A 17,211-nucleotide genomic window follows, 5' to 3' on the forward strand; every position below is an offset into this window, starting at 1 on the left:
CATGGATCCGGATTTAGAAGCCGCGCTCGAGGAAGCCTTCGCCGCAACAGCGGAGGAGCAGACCGAGGAATTCAAAAGACGATTCCGGAAACTCGTTGAAAACGCGCTGGTATCGAACCACGCTGATAGCGAAGTGCGGCGCGTCCTCGAACTCGTCCAGGTGGACGAAGGAGACGACGAATGAAGGTCCTTATCCGTGGCTGGAAGACCCGAAACTTGCGCGGGGGACTGCGCCACCTCGATATCGATCTCGGCGAAGCGCCCAACCGCTGGTCGCTGATCCAGATGCCGAACGGAATGGGCAAGACCACGACTATGTCCCTGCTTCGAAAACTGCTGTCCAACGATGCGATCGGCCCCGCCGAGGTCCTCGACCTGCGGGCAGACGACCAGGTGGAAGAGGGTAGCTTCGAGTTACAGCTGATTGTCGACGACCGGCCCTTCAGGCTGGGCATAGATTTCGACTTCCGAACGGGAAATACGTCGCGCTATACCGTGCGGGCAGAAAGCAGGGACGGTGGAAGAGTGCCTGGCCGAGCTTTGCCGACGGAACTCAGCGACCTTCTCACGACGCAGCTCGCAGAGATGTTCATATTCAACGGCGAGCTTGCGAAACAAATTCGCGACATGAACGGGCAAACCGCGGACAACGCCATCAAGTCGCTCTACCGTCTGGGACAGATCGCAAGTTTGAAGGCTTCGGTCACACAGATCGTAGAAGTCGAACAACTGCGCGCTGCCGCAATGACGACCGCCAAAGAAGATCGCGGCGTTAATCGGCTGAAGAACTCCCGCGATGAAGCCTTGCGCGCGAATACCAGGCTGACGAGCGAGGAGCGGACGCTGGCGACACAGCGCAGCGCTGCTCGCAAGCGGGCAGAGGAGCTCGAGGCGGCCATCAAAGAACATCTCGCGGAAAATGATGACTACCGCGACCGCCTCACCGCCCTGACCGCACAGCAGGAGGCGCTGACGCAGGACACGCATTTCTTAAGCGGCCAGGCCCTCGCGCTGTTGCGCCGCCCTCCGCATGTGCACCCTCGCCTTCTAGCTCGTCTCACCAATCTGGGCGGGCGGTTGTTCGAGCTGAAACTGCCCGAAACGATCAGCTCGGAATTTTTCCAGGACCTCGCGAAGCAAGAGCGGTGCGTTTGCGGCAGGCCCCTCGGCCACGACGAGAAGGAACACATCCGCACGGAGTCCTCCAGATATCTGGCCCAGGACCAGATTTCGATCATCAATCAGATGAAGCTCGCCCTTCGCGAAACCGACGCGGACACCAACAGGTTCGCGTCGACTATCGAGGAACTGCGTACCAAGTTACTTTCCCGGCAGCGGCTGAAAGCGAACCGTGACAGGCTGGAGATGGAAAGTATCGAAAACGGAGACGCCATATTGGCCGATCTCCACAAACAACGAGACGACGTCATCGAGCGTCTTTCCCGCCTGGACCACCAATACGAACGCCTAACGACGAAGGATTCCGGCCGTCAGCGTGAATTGCGTCTTACGTGGGAAACAAACCTTTCGCTCTGCAAGGCGGAACTGAAAGACCGCGACAACAAGTACAACACCGCTCTCAACACGCGCCGGTTCAATCAGAAGGCGGACGTGATGAAGGCCCTTATCACGGATTTCGAAACCCGCTCCCTTACCCGTCTGCGGGAACGGGTGCGCCGTCTGACGAACGAGAAGCTACTGCAGATCGCCCGTACGGAACTGCTCGAAGTAACCCGGATCGCAGGCGGATTGGCGATGGCGTCGCCAGGTTTGCATGAAAAGAAGGAGCTCAGCGAAGGTCAAAGTCTTTCGGTAGCATATGCGTTCTTGACATCGCTCCTGTCGGACGCGCCTTACAGCCTGCCCTTCGTGGTCGATAGCCCCGTGGTTTCGCTCGACAACAGCAATCGACGGGAGGTCGGCGATCTGATCCCCGGTCTTTTCGACCAGATGATCATGTTCGTGATCTCGAGCGAGCGGGATGGGTTCGCGGAGAGCTTCTACCGGCGCGGTAACGACGTCCGCTATCTGACGATCTCACGGTTGGAAGGCCAGGTTCGGATCGAAGAGGGCATCACGGCTTTCCAGTCGTTCCAAGGGAGGGACGCAGTCCAATGAGCTTTTTCCTCCACAACCGGGCGCGCAGCTGGTTCGGCATACAAGACGCCAGGGCTTTCGCGCGCACCACGACACCTAGCAAGGATGCGACCCGCTTCCTAATGTTCGATGCCTTTTACTGCTGTCTGCTCGTCGGGCTGGACATGCGCAGGCATGGCAAAGGAGAGCAGCTCGAAGCGAACGAGTTTATAAAGGGCTACCCGGAAGACTACCGTTCACAAGCGGAGCTTATCGCAGGGCTGCTCGTGGACGCGGAATTGGCTCGTCAAGATATCCGTGAAGACGACAGGCAGAGCATCGAGCAGGAAATGGTTCGGCTGCTTGATCTGCGCTCTGTCACTCGCCTCAGCGACGAAGGAGACAAATATCTGAACCTCTATGCTGCCGCAGGATTCGAAAAGCTCGAGGAGCGCATTTCGCCGCCTGACAACGTCGAAGACTTCATGGTCGCGTATCATAGCGTGTGGAACCTCAATGGCTGAGAACAAAGTGAACCGCACCATCGAGCCGGTACACCAGAGCGTGGCGAAGCTCCTTGGGAGCCAGCACACCTTTCAGGCCCCTCGCTACCAGCGAAACTACGCGTGGGGATGGACGGAGATAACGGCCTTTCTTCACGACCTCAATCGCTGTGTCCGGCTCCGGATCGCGAAAGAAAGCTCTCGACATCATTTCTTCGGCGGACTGGTAACAGTCGAGGCAAAGGTTGCCGGATCAAGCCGGACGAATCTCCAGGTCGTTGACGGTCAGCAGCGTCTCGCCACGTTCGCCATGCTTGTAGGCCAGCTGAAACGCATCCTTCTTCAGCTAGCCGGGAAACTGCCTGGTGAAGACCCTCTTCAACAAACCCTCAGCAAGAGGGCACAGCTGTTGCAGGATCAGTATGAGATTTTCGCGGACGAGATCAGGCTACAGAACGTCGACGTGCCAAGGATCCAACTTTCGGAGCCTGATCAGACATTCTTTGCTGCGCTTCTTGCAGGTTCTAACCCTAAGGCGGATCGGAAATCTCATGAGCTCCTGAGCGCCGCCTATCACCAGATAGGCCAATATCTCGACGAGCTCGTGGAGGAAACCGACGGGAACCTGGCGGCCGCCGCCGAGCGGCTGCACGATGTCCATGAGGTCTTGAAATCCGACTGGACTATAATCCACATGGCAGCCGGGGACAAAGCCGACGCCTACATGCTGTTTCAGGTCCTGAATGACCGGGGGTTGAGCCTCACCGAGGGCGAGCTGCTGCGTTCTGCGACGCTCGAACTGCTCGAACCGGTTGTCGGTCTTCCCGAACTGAACGAGGCGGAAGAATGTTGGAACGAGATGCTCAGCGGGGACACGCTCATCGTCAGAAATGCGCTCGGCGGACTGTACGCCTCCCAGGTCGGTCAATGGCCTAGCAAGTCAACGCTCCTGGACGACTATATGATCGCCTTTTTCCCCGCCACGGTTGGCATAACGCTGGATCGGCGGACAGCGGCGGAACTGCTTCAGCAGGTCCGAAACCTCAAGGACGATTTCGACCGCGTGAAGTCCATAAGCGCCGGCGACTGGCCTTTCGCCCCATCGCAGAGGGTAAATCAGTGGAAGCGCAACCGCCTGAGGCTTCTTATCCTCCATCTTCGATACACTGATGCGATCCCGTTGCTTGTCTCCGCGTGTCAGCTGAGGGATACCGTTTTCGCAGACGTCGTCCGTTTGGTGGAGCGGTTCGCATTCCGTTACGCAGTCTTGGGTGACGGAAACCGGGGACGTGCGATCGAGGTATTGAACCGCCACGCGGTGGCAATCAGGCGAGAGGCAGGTGAATTCCGCATCGCAGATCTCCGCCATGATCTTGCTGCGCTGAGCGAGACATATGTCTCCGAAGAGACCTTCAGGCAGGCGCTGGCTAATATGCGCTACTCCCGCACCGAGGCCACGAACAAGCCGCTCAAATATCTTTTGATGACACTGGAAGACTACGCCAGATGGCATGCGGACGGGGGGCAGGGTTCTCCGACGTGCCGTGACGAGACTCGGATACTTGATTTCGAGACAGGAACCATCGAGCACGTCTATGCTGAAAATACGGAGCCTGCCGATAGCTCCCTTCTGCCTTTGATGGATACGCTTGGAAACCTAACCTACCTCAGCAGCCCGGAAAACATTGCCGCCGGGGCTAAACCGTTCAGCGAGAAGCGGCCGTATTTCGCGAATTCCTCATCCCTTTTGAATCGGCAGATTAGCGAGAACGTCTTGTGGACCCCCGAAATTGTCGAATCCCGAACGGAAGCTCTTGTCGCGATGGCAGTGAGGACATTCACAATCTGAACGGCTAGGGCCGTGATTGGAAGCCCGTTCTCCACTCAGGCGCGCCGGCTTTGATGGGAACAAACGAGAAAAGGTCGCAGAAGCGAAAGGACGAAGGCTTGCGGATTTTCAGAAATGATGTTGAAGCCATGGCAACGCAGACCTGATAGTCTGCCGACCATTACGCTACCTGAGTGCTCTCTCTCAGCTTCACGATATCGTCGGCCAAAATCCCGGCCATCTCCCTCACCTCTTCCGCCGTCGAAAAACGACCCGGTGCAATGCGGAACGCTTGCCGCGCGCGCGCGGTATTGCCGAACATCGCAAGAAGCACGTGCGAGGTCTGCATTTTGTCAGTGGCGCAAGCGCTGGAAGACGAGAAGCTTATTTGCGTTCGGAGGCGCCGCATGAGGGCAAGAGGTTCGATCCCGTCGACCGATATCGAAAGGTTGTTTGCCAGCCTGCTATCGGTGGGTCCGTTCAGTCTCGCGTCCGGTACAACTGCGGTCAGAATTTCCCAGAACTGCGCGCAGAGTTGCGCGACATGCTTCGCGTCCGATGCGGCCCTGTTCGTGCAAATTGAAAACGCCCGCCCCATTCCGACGATCGAAGCCGTATTCAGAGTTCCAGGACGAAGCCCCTTTTCCTGGCCGCCTCCGAACATCATCGGCACCAGTTTCACACGCGGCCTGCGAGACCGTACGTATAGTGCCCCGATTCCCTTAGGGCCGTAGGCTTTGTGCCCCGACAAGCTCGCCAGATGAATGTTGTCCGCCTCCACGTCTACAGGGTGGTAAGCGATCAGCTGTGCGAGGTCAGAATGGAAAAGAGTGTCCTTGCGGGTGCAGATCTCTCCGATCCGGCGATACGGCTGAATGACGCCTACCTCGTTGTTGGCAGCCATAATGCTAACGAGCGCGGTTTCCGGAGTAATAGAACGCTCTAGCTCATCCAGACTGATCCTTCCGCTCTCGTCGACACCGAGATACGTTATGGTGAAGCCTTCGCGTTCCAGCGCGCGTATCGGTTCGAGAACTGCTGGGTGCTCGATTACGCTCGTGACGAGATGTCGTTTACCGGAACTTGCTCTGGCTGCCCCGAAAATCGCTATGTTGTTCGCTTCGGTCGCGCTGGCAGTAAAAACGATCTCGTTCTCCCTCGCCCCGATAGCCTTAGCTACCGAAATCCTGGCGTCCTCGACCGCACGCCCCGCATCATGACCATGCTGGTGCTCGACGCTCGACGGGTTTCCGAACACTTCCCGGAGGTAGGGTTCCATTGCCTCGATCACAAGAGGATCGATCGGCGTTGTAGCGTTGTGGTCGAGATAGACGGGACGCGTCATGCGGCCACCCTTGCGAGAGCCAGCACGTCGACAGCTGACTTGGCTCGTACGGAAAGAGTGCCGACCCCTCTATGGATATGTCCCTTGAGGCGAGCCAGCAGTTCGTCGTCGGATAGGTGAGGTTCCGTGCCTTCTCGCTCCTCGACCCATCTCGTCAGCGCGATGTAGAGAGCGCCGTGTTCGCCGGTCAGGGTGTACGAGTTGAATTCGGAGCCCTCTTCGTCAGGAGGCGGTACGTTACCTATCGGACCATCCTCCAGCGATATCATCAATGCGATGCGGCAGAGAAGGTTCGGGGTCAGGCCGGTGCGTTGCCGGAGGAAACGCAATTTGCTCGTAGCGTCGGCGGAAATCCTAAGCTTGCTGTAGTGCACGACCAACCTCCTCATCACTGCTTTGGAAATAACCGGGGGAAGCAATCGAACGTCGCTCCGTGGGATCATACTCCAGGTGGAAGCTATGCGACACGTAAGGGCTCAAAAGCTCCATCGTGTAGCCATCAATTTCGGTATCGGTCGACAGGAGAATCACCTGGTGCGAGGCCGCCGGAAAATACCGCTCCACAAGGCGCGCGCGATGTTCTGTATCGAGACGTGCGAGCGGCGTGTCGATAATCATGGGCAGATGACGTCCGCTGGTCCGCGCGAGCGCCCACAGCATTGCGGTCGCATAGATTTGCTTCTCGCCAGCGGACAATCGCGATTTCGGAAGTACGCTGCCGTGGGCATCAAAAAGCGTGACGGCGAAAGTCGACGGATCGATCTTCACGTCTCCAACTAGGTCCGGCTTTCTGGCGAGATGAGCAAAGCAGCGGAGAAACTCCGTCTGCAGCTGCCTCAACTTGAGCGTCAGCAGCTTATACTCGTATTCCAGGAGAACCTTGGCGGTCCGTGAGCCAAGATCATGCTGGCGCGCCGTGCTTCTTTCCTTCGACTGTTCTTCGAGCAACCGACCCTGTTCCCGCTCGAGCATCGCGATCTGGTAGCGGGCGGCCTTGAGCTCCTCCTGCTTCGTGAGCAGGGAAGCCTCGGTCGAGCCAACCTTCTTGTCTGCTTCTCTCAAATCGTCGAGCATCACGCCGGAAGCCGCGCTGTCGGCCCTGGCGAGGCTTCTTGCGAGATCGTCAACCCTAGCAACGAGACGCCTCAGCTCCTCATGCAGTGCCGCTGCTTGTGAAACGGTCTCTCGGGTCGCGACAGCAAGCGTTGCGAGCGCTCCCCGGCGGTCGGGCAAATCCACAAACGACGAGCTGCTGTCATTTTGCTTTACTTCGATGAAATCGATTATGTCCCGCCGATGTTCGAGCGTCCATTTCGCAGAAGCTCCCGACCAATCCTCAAGACCTGCAAGCATCTGTCCAAGGGCCCCGAGGTCAACATCGTTCGCGGTCGAGGTGTTGAGCGCAGAGGTAAATTTGGCGAGCAGTTTGGGAGCGTAGACGAATGGCAAGAGCTTGTTCGAAAGCTCACGGAACTCTCCCTCGGCTTTATGCAGTACCCTCGTGTTCTCTTCGATATCCGCCTCAAGCCGGGCTCTGCCCAAGGCGATGTCTCCGCCTTCTGCGACGAACCTCCGACGGGCTTGCTCCGCAGTCCTTGCAAGCGAATCCCTTCTCGACGCGAGTTCCGCCGTCTCCTCGAAAAGCTCGTCGGCACGCCGTTGCGCGACCACGATGTCCCTTATATTGGCCTCAATCCTGTTGCCGAGGCTTTCCGCCGTCTGGTCGGCCGTCCTGTGACGAGCGAGATACAGGGCTAGATCGGTCCTCAGGCGGTTTACAAGCTCGATTCCCAGGAGTCCCCTGACGGCGTCGGCCAGGTACTCTTCCTCTCCACTGCCGTCGGCGATTTCCTGGATCTTTTCGCCGTCAAAGAAAAACAGCTGCGAAAGACCCGGCGGGATTAGTTCCTGGAGAAAATGATGCCATTCTTCCCGCGGCACCGAGGTGATCGTCTTCCCGTCCTTTTCGAGCTCGATGGCTTCCGCGACGACCTCCCCGCGGACCGACCACTCCCGTCGCACGACATATCGATGCACGACGCCGCTTTCGGCGTAGTCGAATTCCAGCGAGACTGCGGCCGTGGAAATTCCCGAGCCGCGGTGAAGACGCGAGCGCAGGTGCTGTTCGTATTCGGACTGCCCTACGCGCGTTCCAAGCGCTCGCTTGCCATACAGCGCTAGCCGCAGCGCTTCGAGAAACGTCGTCTTCCCCGCTCCGTTCCTGCCCCCGATGAGAATGATCGGGGTATCGCCTCCGGCGTTCTTTCGAGGCACTAGGTCGAACGCGGTCACCCCTTGATAGAGGCCGAAGTTCTCAAGCTTCAGCGAACGCAGGATCATTCCACGACCTCATCATCGAGCTCGAACTCTGCCCGCTCCTGCTCGCCACCGCCCATCGCAGGGACATGACCTTCTGCAACGAGCTTCTGGCGGCGCTCGGCCACTATCTCATCCACGCCTCTCCATTCCTGCTTGAACAGGTCTTCGATCCGCGTGTGGACGGCGTGTCTCCGCTTCAGCCCGTGAGCGGCCCGCTCCACGTCGAGCAACCGTGTAACGAGCTCGGTCGGGACGCCGTGTTCCGCGCAGAGTTCGCCGAGCAAGTCCGCATCCTCCCGTGTAAAGCTGACATTGTCCTCGATCACCCAATCCAGGTTCCGTCCAAGCACATCCCGAACGATCGCGGGTACGCTATCGGCCCAATCACCCCGTTCGGAGCGCCAGATACGCCTGATCTCGTGCAGCTCGGCCTCGTGGATCAGCGGACTATTCTCGCCGGGAGGCGCATTGCGATGGACTTCGACCTGCGTCTTGAGGAGCTTCGTGAGGAGTTCGCGGCAGAAGTCGAGCGTGTAAGGTCCGGGCACCGGCGTATCGCTATCGCCTATGAACGAAACCTGGCCGCTTCTGCGTCGGAAGTCTCGATAGAGTCTCTTCTTTTCGGGGGCTTGGGTCTCGGCAAGCATGTCCCGGTAGTCTAGGAGTGGTTCGAGCCAGTCTTCTCCAGAGTCGATCATCGCCTCCATCGATTTGTCTTTCGTGACGACGGTGCAGACCCAGCAGCCGAACCGGGAGTTTCCGCAACTAGGCGTCGTCGTATCGACGACCAGCGGGCATTCGCCAGACGAGGCGTTGCGATACATGGCGACGAGGTCACGATTGTCGTTCCCCCACGGTGATTCATTCTGCAGGAGATAGGTCCACACGTCGTCAGTTGAAAACGCTTCGATCGGAGCGTACACGAAGGCGTTCAGAAGAGACGAGTGCCGGGAAAGTGCAGAGCCCTTGATCCTATGAAAAGACATCGACTGCGCCCGCGTAGCGCTTTCAGAGGTCCGGACGCCGAGAACCATCACAACTTCTCCGTATTCGGCCACGCGCTCGCGGATGAACTCGTCAGCGGGCTCGATCTTCAGTCGCTCGGTGCACCACCGAAACCTTCTCGACGGCGCGGGATAGCCGCGCCCGATCATGTTCACCCAGAAGCTTCGATCGACCTTCGGCATCACCTTCTGAGTTTGGATCAGCAGGCCCTGCGCCTTCGCGGCCTGCTCGATTCTCTCAAGCGTCACGTCGATATACCGGACGATGACCGGCGTCTCTACTAGAGTGTCCGAACTAATGACGAACACGGGTTTTTGACGCTGTTCGGAGGGCAGGGCTGACAATGCAGCCCAGACCAGCTGCAGCGTGCAAGTGGAGTCTTTCCCGCCGGAATATCCCACGACCCATGGGCGGTTGTCGGAGAGGTAAACCTGCTGGATTTCGGCGAGCCGGGCGGCGAGCCCGGCATTGGCAAATACACTGTCTGTCATCATCCAGCCGCCTTATATTTCACAGCATTTTCGGGCGCGTAGAGCTCCTCGATCTTCTGAGCTGCCCCGCCGAGATCCATGCCAAGCCCCCGCACGACAACGTTGCTGACCAAGACGATACTGTTCTTGGATCGGTTTACCTTTCCGGTGACGATCGCTCGTCCATCCCAGAGCAGGTGGTTTGAGCGCGACCAGTCGATGGTGCGCAGACCGGAAAGCTTCATCTCCCATTGCTCGGGATGCTCAGCCACCAGCTGAGCGCCCGCGATAGCGATTGCCTGTATGCCAACACCGTGCGCGTGGATGTAGTCCTGGCGCAACTCCGCTGCGGCCACAGCGCGCGTACCGACGCGCTGCCAGTCGGGCATTTCCCTGATGACCCCTTCCCAGAACCTCACAGCCAGTGACAGGTCCGCTTCGGAGACCTGGGCATTGCGTCCTTTTCCAAGGAGGGCTGCGTTCGCCTGGTGAAGTGAACTGAACGTGAAGAATTTTATCGACCGGTTTGAGATGCTCGCGCTGTCGAAACAGGTGAAATCGCGAAACAACGGAATCTTCTGGACCACCTCGCGCGTCAGTCCCGCGAGGTCATCGCGATGGTCGTAAAGCAGCTTGATAGAGCTGTTCGGCCTGACGGCATGGATGTTGAGATCGGCAAACATCTGCTGGGCCCGCCGAAGTCCTCGGTCTGCAAACAGCACCACGGAGATCGTCTCCGAGGCGAGAGTGGGACGCTCCCTGAGAGCCTGAACCAATGCCGCACGACGGTGCTGTCCGTCGTTGATCAGGATAGTGGCGTCCAACGAGATGCGCAGCTGTCCGACGGAACGCATCGATCCCTCGGAAGAGGCAGACTCGAACGTCATCTCGCCGTCAACTGAGCCGCACAGCGAGGAGAGAATATACTCTTCCGGGTTCGTGATTATGTATTCAGCGATCTGCGGAACGCGTCCCTTGTTCAACACACGTTGAGCGCGCAAGCCTGCAGGCACAGCCTCGTCATCGAACTTGAAAAGCAGTGGCAGTGATTTAATGGGCACCATCACGACGTAATAAGCTGATCCAGCCTGCACGCCCCTGATAGCCGCAAATGTTATGAAATCGCTGTTCATATGATTCTCCAAGCCGAAGTATGGCTGGGCAATAATCGGAAGTCAATAACCTCACACATGGAAGTTAGTTTACTCGCTTCCTATGCTTCAAAATCTACCATCCGGATCTCCGGAATTCGAGCCGGTAACGTGGGAAGCCACAGAATTATTGATACTCCAGCAATCTCAACCCGCCACGAACACCCCTTTCCCGGCCACCGCCCTCACTGGGCCTGATGGCCCGCTCAACCAGATCGCCTTGCCGCTGGATGCCGATCGGTGTGTAGACTTAAGCCACTGGCGTACTCTCCGTAACGAAGCCTCCTCGCAGAACACCTCGATGAAATGACGCATAATGTCGAGATCGAGAACGCCATCGATCGGGCACACATCGAGGAACGGCTCCCTGCGACCGGCGGCCATTGAATGGATGTGCATGCTAGGACGCTCGCATGGCATAACCCACCGGTGGAGACGCTCACGGTGGACCTTCTCCACACCCTTCGTGAACTGGAAAGCTGGAAGGTTTCCATCATCGCCATGAACGGGATGGCATTCGACTTGTCTTCGCCACATGGCCGCATGCTCGCGACATTCCTGTCCAGCATTGCCGAATTCGAACGTGACCTCATCAGTGAGCGGGTGAAATCCGGTCTTGCCGCTGCGAAGGCGCGCGGCAAAAGGTTAGGTCGCCAAACAGGAGAACGGCCTAAAATCAGATCGACTAGCACCGAAAGTCATGGCGCTGATTGCTGAAGGCCGCAGCTATCGCTGGATCGCACGGGATCTCGGCATCAGCAAGAACACTGTTGCCGAGATCGCGAAGCGCATACGTGCAGAGCAGACTACCGGCATCGCCCCATAGAAACTGCGGCGTTTATAGACCCAGCCGCTAGAACCGTAGTCCGCCAATCGTGAAGCCGCCATCAATTGGAATATCCTGACCCGTGACGAATTTCGCGTCATCAGATAGTAGCCACGCCACTGTCCGGCCACATCGTCCGGCGTCCCGTTGCGATTAAGTGGCGCATGCCCGGCGAGTTTGGCGGCTAAAGACGGATCAAGAGCGCGTCCGACCTCAACCTCATCGTCAATGCCATCGCCCTGTGGAACACCGTCTATCTCAGCCAGGCCGTAGATTATTTCCGCAGCCGAGTCATCGCGTCATCCCCGATAACCTGCTCGCCCAGGCCGCACCGCTTCCGTGGGCTCATATTGCCTCACCGGCGACTATCTCTGGAATGAAATTGACCGCCCCCTCGAACGATACAGGCTAGTACGCGCTAACCGCTTCACTCCAAACAACTTCGATTTCCCTTAGCGGGTATTATTGTACGAATGCCCGCGGAGCCCCATTTCCTCTCTTTTGTGCACCTGAAGTTCTTAAGTGCTTTCCAAGAGTACAATCAGAATAGCGAACAGCCCGAATAGACCGATTAGCGGTATAATGGTATTAGGTTTCCGCTTGAGTTCATAAGGAATGCAACGGACATTCAAATCCGAGACGACTCTCTCTTCAGTGCGAATGTCATCAAAGATAAATTCGTGTTCATGTTCGTCGAAGATAAAGATGTGCCCGATATCAGGAACGCGGACTTCGCCTGCTGTAGTGCCTCGGAATAGGTGTTCTTTATGGTGACAATTCTCTTGTTCATGGTATTTCAACGCCAATCATTTGGATCCTATCCTTCCTGACCCGACGTTCCGGCCGGAGGCGACTCAAAGACATGCGTGTCGCCTCCCATTTTGGTTTAATGATCGTCCAAAGACCCTTGCGCGAAGAAGTGCTGACGGATCGTCTTGGTGTACTCAGCGAATTTTGGTGATGCCATTACGCTGAGATCTCGCGGCCGGGGCAGATCGATGTCGTAGATCGCCGCTATCGATCCCGGTCTTTCGCTCATAACGACGACCCTATCGGAGAGGAACACCGCTTCCGGGATACTGTGTGTGATGAGAAGTACGGTCTTCCGCGACTCGAGCCATATCCTCTGCAACTCAACGTTCATCTTCTCGCGCGTCATTGCGTCGAGAGCTCCGAAAGGTTCATCCATCAGGAGCACTTGCGGATCATGCAAGAGTGCACGGCAAATCGATGCCCGCTGCTGCATGCCCCCAGATAGCTGCCACGGATACTTCTTTTCGAATCCCTGAAGTCCCGCCATCGTGATCAGGGCTTCGGCGCGCTTCCGCGCCTCCACCTTGTTCATGTTGCGCATCTCCGCTTGAAGAAGGATGTTGTCGATAATCGTTCTCCAAGCGAGCAGCACTGCACTCTGGAAGACGATACCAACGTCAGTCTGGGGCCCAGAGATTTTCTTTCCTGCAAGGAGAAGCTCGCCGTCCGAAATCGGTGCCAATCCCGCCACCAGTTTCAGAAGAGTACTTTTGCCACAGCCTGAAGGACCGACGACGGATACGAATTCGCCCTCTTTGATCTGGAGGTCTATTGGCCTGAGAGCTTCGAAACTGCCGAATTTTTTCGTGACCCCCTTCAATTCAATGAGGGTCGGCCTGCCAGTCATCGGAACATTCTCTTTCATACTTGTCTCGGAGATGCGTACAACAGTCATCAGCGTAACCTCACGGAAGAAGTGCGTCGGTGTAGAACTTCGCCACATCGGTATCCGACGACTTGAGTGTTCCAACCGCAATCATGGTCGCAATGGTTTCTTCCACCTGCCCCGCCGTGACGCGCAAAGGACGAAGGCCATTCGTTTCCTGTGTCTTGAAAAGCGGAATCGCAGTTTCGAGACCGCGTTTCAGGCTCTCGGCGTTGCCGGAATTCGGGTATGCGGACCGAACTGCATCAACTGCTTCCTGCGGATGTTCCGTAGCGTACTCGAACGACCGCGTTGCGGCGCGCAGGAATTTTTTGAGAAGCTCTGGATTTCCTTTGACGGTCTTGGTGTTGACAATGAATGAGGATCCGATGCTGTTCACGCCAAAGTCAGCAAACAGCATGTTGGTGACCGGCTTCCCAGTGGCTGCTTCGATCTGAGTTCCCTGGTCCGTTGCAAAGCCCAGAAGTGCGTCGGCCTGGCCTGTGATTACCGCGTTCACCTTCGTCTTTGCGTCGCCGTTTACGGTCTTGAAGTCAGAGCCTTTCAGGTTGTTCTTCTCCAAAAACAAGGGCCAAGACTGCGACGGCGAATCTCCAGCTGTCATCGCGATTGTAAGGCCTTTCACTTTCTCTGGCGTGTCGATGCCTTTTTCTTTCAGGCTAATGACGGCAAAGGGGCTGCGTTGAAGCGCTGACCCAATAGAGATGACGGGTGCTCCCTTGACAGCAAGTGCCATCATCGTTGTCAAGTCAGCGAATCCAACTGTCACGTTACCCGCAGCGACAGCCTGCACTGTTGGGCCAGAACCACGCCCCTCCTGAATTTCGAGATCAACGCCTTCGTCTGTGAAGAAGCCCTTCTGTTTCCCAAGGATGATGGGCGAGTGCAGACCGGTAACGTACCAGTTCAGCATGAGCGAGACTTTTTCGGCATTCTGTGCAAACGCGGCAGCAGGTACCGACAACACGCTCGTGGCAGCGAAAACTGCGCCGACAAACAAACTAGAAAATTTCATGTGTTTTTCCTCCTCTTATTATGCGCCGTTCAGTGGGCGCCAGCAGTCGCGATCCGGTTTGAAATATGCCAGGGCAGCATGAGTTTTTCGGCGATGTCGATAACCATGAACAACACCACTCCCATGAGCGATAGGACGATCAGGGCCGAGAACATGAGCGGCAAATCGAAATTGCCATTCGCCCGTTGAAGCACGTAACCGATGCCCGAATTGGAACCCACAAACTCTCCAACCACAGCGCCGACAACCGCCAAGGTGATCGACACCTTCATGCTTGCAAAAATAGCGGGTAGTGCATTTGGAAGACTGATCTTGAAGAACATCTTCAGCCGGGTGCTGCCCATCGACTTCGCCAGGTCGATCATGTCCGCTTCGAGCGATTTGAAGCCGAGCACCGTCGAAACCACGATCGGAAAGAAGCCCAGCAGGAAGGCGACGATCACCTTCGGCATCAGACCGAACCCGAACCAGACTACAAAAAGTGGCGCGATTGCCACTTTTGGGATGCTCTGCGAAAAGACCAGAAGCGGATAGACGTAGCTCTCGATCATCTTGGAATATGCGATCATCATTGCGAGTGGTACGCCAACGACGACAGAAAGAATAAATCCTCCAACTGTAGCCTGCAACGTCGGAACGCTTTCGGCGAGGAGCATGGGCCATTGTGCATAGGTTTGCACAGCTACGTCCAGCGGCGTTGGAATCAGATAGGCCGGAATAGCGAACAGGCGAATAGAAAGATCCCACAGAACGACCAGGAATACCACCAGCAGGATCGGGCGTATTATTGGAGAGTTGAGAGATAACATCAGGCATATCTCCATAAGCATTTTTTTTTGGCGACGGGCATACGAGATTTCCTCCTCTGAGAATTCTACGGCTGGTTTAAAGTGCAGCCAGCTTCGGGTTTTTGATGTCGTTTTGCCAAACATGTCCTCCGGTTCGGCAAATATCTGACGGACTCTTTCACCAGCCTATCCGGGCAATCGCCTCATTAATTCACCAAATAGGGAATTAATGAGAACTTTTCATTCAAAAGTCAATGACCTCCGGGATATCAACCTTATGTGATGGGCGAAAAAAGCAGCCCAAACTCCAGCCAGTGACCGTTCTACTCGCGCATCAACACGACAACATCCGCCACGTTGGTACCGGTAGGGCCGGTAACAATCGCCTCACCGCTTTTTTTAAAGAAGGTTCCAGAGTCCGCCCGTTCGAGATAGCCTTCGGCATCAGGAATGCGAGCAAAGGTGTCACCATCGACGATCGCCCCGGTAGCGTCAGAAACACCATCGCTACCGTCCGATCCGGAAACCAGAATGTGCAAGTCACCTCGCCCAACAATTGCCTTGGCAAAGAGCAATGCCAAGCCCTGCGCTCGCCCACCGATCCCCGGATCATCGGGCAAGTTAATCGTCGGTTCTCCACCATAAATGTACACGCCAGGGCCCGACGATCGAACAGATTTGAGGCTTGCTAAAACGACCTTTTCGACTGGCGCGTTTAAGGTCTCTGCATTTGCTACGACATCGACACCGCGGGTCCGGAAACGTTCTTCGAGAACGCTACGAAAGACACGGTTAGAGGCGACGATTTCAGATACGTAGTGTCCTCGAAACGAGCCACGAGCTCCAATTCCTGAACCGATAATCTCAACGTCGTCCGACGATACGTCCGAAATCGCTAGTACCAGAATCTCGGATCCCTTGAAGCGGCTCAGCAATTTTCCGCCCTTCACCTCCGATAGCTCAATGCGCCTTGCATTGATCTCTTCGATCGTGCTGCCATCAGACAAAGCAGCAGCCGTCATCCGCCTCAAGTCGTTGAGGCTTTTCCCCTCATTTAACTTTTCAACAAGTGATGACGCGCCGCCGGATACCAGCATGAGCAATTTGTCGTCGTGCGTCGCACCGTCAAGCCATGCTACGAGCCCCTCACCTGCCTTCAGGGACGCCGCGTCGGGAACAGGGTGAGAGGACTGAGTGACCGTAACGTTTGGTTCATCTAGTCTGCCATGACCATATTTGGTGACGATATAGGCTGGCACATCCTGATGTTGGGGACGGCAACCTTGGTACATATCCAAGGCTGCCTTTCCGACGGCGACAATCATGGTGGGAGCAAACTCGGTATGCTCCGACAAAGCTCTTGCGACCGAAGACTTTCCCGTCACGGCTGACAAGCCATCGAGGAATACGTCTTTGAGTTCGTCACGCCAGTTCTTCGACATATTGCGTCCTCACATCACGCCAAACTTGGGTAGCAATCCGCTTACCGAGTGCTTTGCGTCGCCGTAGAACATGCGGGTATTGTCCTTGTAGAACAGCGGGTTCTCGATGCCGGAATAACCCGTTCCCTGACCGCGCTTGGAGACGATGACCAGCTTGGATTTCCACACTTCCAGAACCGGCATGCCGGCGATGGGTGAGTTCGGATCGTCCTGTGCCGCCGGGTTGACGATGTCGTTGGAGCCGATGACGATGACGACGTCGGTATTGGGGAAGTCGTCGTTGATCTCGTCCATTTCCAGCACGATGTCGTAAGGCACCTTGGCTTCGGCCAGCAGCACGTTCATGTGGCCGGGAAGGCGGCCTGCCACCGGGTGGATGGCGAAACGCACGGTCTTGCCGTCAGCACGCAGCTTGCGGGTCAGTTCGGACACCGCGCTTTGTGCCTGTGCCACCGCCATGCCGTAACCGGGCACGATGATAACGCTGTCGGCATCGTTCAGCGCCGAAGCAACGCCTTCGGCGTCGATTGCTACCTGTTCGCCATCGATTTCCATCACTGGGCCCGTCGTGCCGCCGAAGCCGCCGAGGATGACCGAGATGAAGGAGCGGTTCATCGCCTTGCACATGATGTAGGACAGGATCGCACCCGAGGAGCCGACCAGCGCACCTGTCACGATCAGGAGATCGTTGCCGAGCGTGAAGCCGATGGCCGCTGCCGCCCAGCCGGAATAGCTGTTCAGCAT

General features: G+C 56.8%; 17 protein-coding genes. 6 read left to right on the forward strand and 11 right to left on the reverse strand.

From position 1 onward, the window contains the following. The first annotated feature begins 1 nt into the window (after nt 1). The 4 genes from L901_RS07425 to L901_RS07440 are packed head-to-tail and all read left to right on the forward strand — an operon-like array spanning nt 2 to nt 4,428. A complete protein-coding gene (locus L901_RS07425; protein WP_059755006.1) occupies nt 2-184 on the forward strand; it encodes a hypothetical protein in 183 nt (60 codons plus the stop codon). Beyond that, nucleotides 181-2,118 (forward strand): hypothetical protein, encoded by a 1,938-nt coding sequence (locus L901_RS07430; protein WP_059755008.1) that lies wholly within the window; start codon nt 181-183, stop codon nt 2,116-2,118. The genes L901_RS07425 and L901_RS07430 overlap by 4 nt, the downstream gene beginning before the upstream one ends. Continuing rightward, nucleotides 2,115-2,600: a hypothetical protein gene (locus tag L901_RS07435; RefSeq protein WP_059755011.1), complete on the forward strand. Its 486-nt coding sequence runs from the start codon at nt 2,115-2,117 to the stop codon at nt 2,598-2,600. Before L901_RS07430 ends, L901_RS07435 begins: the two co-directional genes overlap by 4 nt. Next, nucleotides 2,593-4,428 (forward strand): DUF262 domain-containing protein, encoded by a 1,836-nt coding sequence (locus L901_RS07440; RefSeq protein WP_059755014.1) that lies wholly within the window; start codon nt 2,593-2,595, stop codon nt 4,426-4,428. Before L901_RS07435 ends, L901_RS07440 begins: the two co-directional genes overlap by 8 nt. Nucleotides 4,429-4,588: 160 nt before the next feature. On the opposite strand, the gene L901_RS07445 is transcribed toward L901_RS07440, so the two are convergent. From L901_RS07445 to dndB, 5 genes are read right to left on the reverse strand one after another with little or no spacing between them, the layout of a single operon-like run. Next, nucleotides 4,589-5,752, reverse strand: a complete 1,164-nt coding sequence (locus tag L901_RS07445; protein WP_059755017.1) for a cysteine desulfurase family protein — start codon at nt 5,750-5,752, stop codon at nt 4,589-4,591. Next, a complete protein-coding gene (gene dndE, locus L901_RS07450) occupies nt 5,749-6,126 on the reverse strand; it encodes a DNA sulfur modification protein DndE (protein WP_059755073.1) in 378 nt (125 codons plus the stop codon). The genes L901_RS07445 and dndE overlap by 4 nt, the downstream gene beginning before the upstream one ends. Then, complete coding sequence (gene dndD / locus L901_RS07455; RefSeq protein WP_059755020.1) at nt 6,107-8,092, reverse strand: DNA sulfur modification protein DndD; 1,986 nt, start codon at nt 8,090-8,092, stop codon at nt 6,107-6,109. Before dndD ends, dndE begins: the two co-directional genes overlap by 20 nt. Then, on the reverse strand, nt 8,089-9,570 hold the full coding sequence (gene dndC, locus L901_RS07460; protein ID WP_245289605.1) for a DNA phosphorothioation system sulfurtransferase DndC: 1,482 nt from the start codon (nt 9,568-9,570) through the stop codon (nt 8,089-8,091). Before dndC ends, dndD begins: the two co-directional genes overlap by 4 nt. After that, nucleotides 9,567-10,679, reverse strand: coding sequence for a DNA sulfur modification protein DndB (dndB, locus tag L901_RS07465; RefSeq protein ID WP_059755023.1), 1,113 nt, complete (start codon nt 10,677-10,679; stop codon nt 9,567-9,569). The genes dndC and dndB overlap by 4 nt, the downstream gene beginning before the upstream one ends. A 462-nt stretch (nt 10,680-11,141) precedes the next feature. Between dndB and L901_RS27645 the strand changes: the two genes are divergently transcribed. Together L901_RS27645 and L901_RS27650 are read left to right on the forward strand one after the other, a co-directional pair. Continuing rightward, the gene (locus L901_RS27645) at nt 11,142-11,414 is read left to right on the forward strand and encodes a recombinase family protein (RefSeq protein ID WP_245289606.1); all 273 of its coding nucleotides are present in this window, start codon (nt 11,142-11,144) and stop codon (nt 11,412-11,414) included. Continuing rightward, nucleotides 11,398-11,523, forward strand: a complete 126-nt coding sequence (locus L901_RS27650; RefSeq protein WP_245289607.1) for a hypothetical protein — start codon at nt 11,398-11,400, stop codon at nt 11,521-11,523. The genes L901_RS27645 and L901_RS27650 overlap by 17 nt, the downstream gene beginning before the upstream one ends. Nucleotides 11,524-11,550: 27 nt before the next feature. Here the strand turns inward: L901_RS27650 and L901_RS27915 are convergent, their stop codons facing one another. From L901_RS27915 to L901_RS07500, 6 genes are all read right to left on the reverse strand, one after another. After that, nucleotides 11,551-11,643 carry an SDR family oxidoreductase gene (locus L901_RS27915; RefSeq protein ID WP_249936948.1) on the reverse strand — a complete coding sequence of 31 codons (93 nt, stop codon included), beginning with the start codon at nt 11,641-11,643 and terminating at the stop codon, nt 11,551-11,553. A gap of 766 nt (nt 11,644-12,409) precedes the next feature. Then, nucleotides 12,410-13,201: an ABC transporter ATP-binding protein gene (locus L901_RS07480; protein WP_245289611.1), complete on the reverse strand. Its 792-nt coding sequence runs from the start codon at nt 13,199-13,201 to the stop codon at nt 12,410-12,412. Nucleotides 13,202-13,241: 40 nt separating this feature from the next. Further along, the gene (locus L901_RS07485) at nt 13,242-14,237 is read right to left on the reverse strand and encodes an ABC transporter substrate-binding protein (protein WP_059755029.1); all 996 of its coding nucleotides are present in this window, start codon (nt 14,235-14,237) and stop codon (nt 13,242-13,244) included. Nucleotides 14,238-14,266: 29 nt separating this feature from the next. Continuing rightward, on the reverse strand, nt 14,267-15,046 hold the full coding sequence (locus L901_RS07490) for an ABC transporter permease (RefSeq protein WP_120356872.1): 780 nt from the start codon (nt 15,044-15,046) through the stop codon (nt 14,267-14,269). A gap of 302 nt (nt 15,047-15,348) precedes the next feature. Beyond that, the gene (locus L901_RS07495) at nt 15,349-16,467 is read right to left on the reverse strand and encodes a DUF4147 domain-containing protein (protein ID WP_059755031.1); all 1,119 of its coding nucleotides are present in this window, start codon (nt 16,465-16,467) and stop codon (nt 15,349-15,351) included. Between the two features lie 9 nt (nt 16,468-16,476). After that, nucleotides 16,477-17,211, reverse strand: a 735-nt coding sequence (locus L901_RS07500; protein ID WP_197419698.1) for an NAD(P)(+) transhydrogenase (Re/Si-specific) subunit beta, incomplete at its 5' end; no start/stop codon positions are given.

It is taken from the genome of Agrobacterium sp. D14 (assembly GCF_001526505.1).
Classification (GTDB): Bacteria; Pseudomonadota; Alphaproteobacteria; order Rhizobiales; family Rhizobiaceae; genus Agrobacterium; species Agrobacterium leguminum.

Excerpts from the sequence above, each read along its gene's own strand:
- L901_RS07425 (WP_059755006.1), top strand. The coding sequence starts at position 2 with ATGGATCCGGATTTAGAAGCCGCGCTCGAGGAAGCCTTCGCCGCAACA.
- L901_RS07430 (WP_059755008.1), top strand. The coding sequence starts at position 181 with ATGAAGGTCCTTATCCGTGGCTGGAAGACCCGAAACTTGCGCGGGGGA.
- L901_RS07435 (WP_059755011.1), top strand. The coding sequence starts at position 2,115 with ATGAGCTTTTTCCTCCACAACCGGGCGCGCAGCTGGTTCGGCATACAA.
- L901_RS07440 (WP_059755014.1), top strand. The coding sequence starts at position 2,593 with ATGGCTGAGAACAAAGTGAACCGCACCATCGAGCCGGTACACCAGAGC.
- L901_RS07445 (WP_059755017.1), bottom strand. The coding sequence starts at position 5,752 with ATGACGCGTCCCGTCTATCTCGACCACAACGCTACAACGCCGATCGAT.
- dndD (WP_059755020.1), bottom strand. The coding sequence starts at position 8,092 with ATGATCCTGCGTTCGCTGAAGCTTGAGAACTTCGGCCTCTATCAAGGG.
- dndC (WP_245289605.1), bottom strand. The coding sequence starts at position 9,570 with ATGATGACAGACAGTGTATTTGCCAATGCCGGGCTCGCCGCCCGGCTC.
- dndB (WP_059755023.1), bottom strand. The coding sequence starts at position 10,679 with ATGAACAGCGATTTCATAACATTTGCGGCTATCAGGGGCGTGCAGGCT.
- L901_RS27650 (WP_245289607.1), top strand. The coding sequence starts at position 11,398 with ATGGCGCTGATTGCTGAAGGCCGCAGCTATCGCTGGATCGCACGGGAT.
- L901_RS07480 (WP_245289611.1), bottom strand. The coding sequence starts at position 13,201 with ATGAAAGAGAATGTTCCGATGACTGGCAGGCCGACCCTCATTGAATTG.
- L901_RS07485 (WP_059755029.1), bottom strand. The coding sequence starts at position 14,237 with ATGAAATTTTCTAGTTTGTTTGTCGGCGCAGTTTTCGCTGCCACGAGC.
- L901_RS07490 (WP_120356872.1), bottom strand. The coding sequence starts at position 15,046 with ATGTTATCTCTCAACTCTCCAATAATACGCCCGATCCTGCTGGTGGTA.
- L901_RS07495 (WP_059755031.1), bottom strand. The coding sequence starts at position 16,467 with ATGTCGAAGAACTGGCGTGACGAACTCAAAGACGTATTCCTCGATGGC.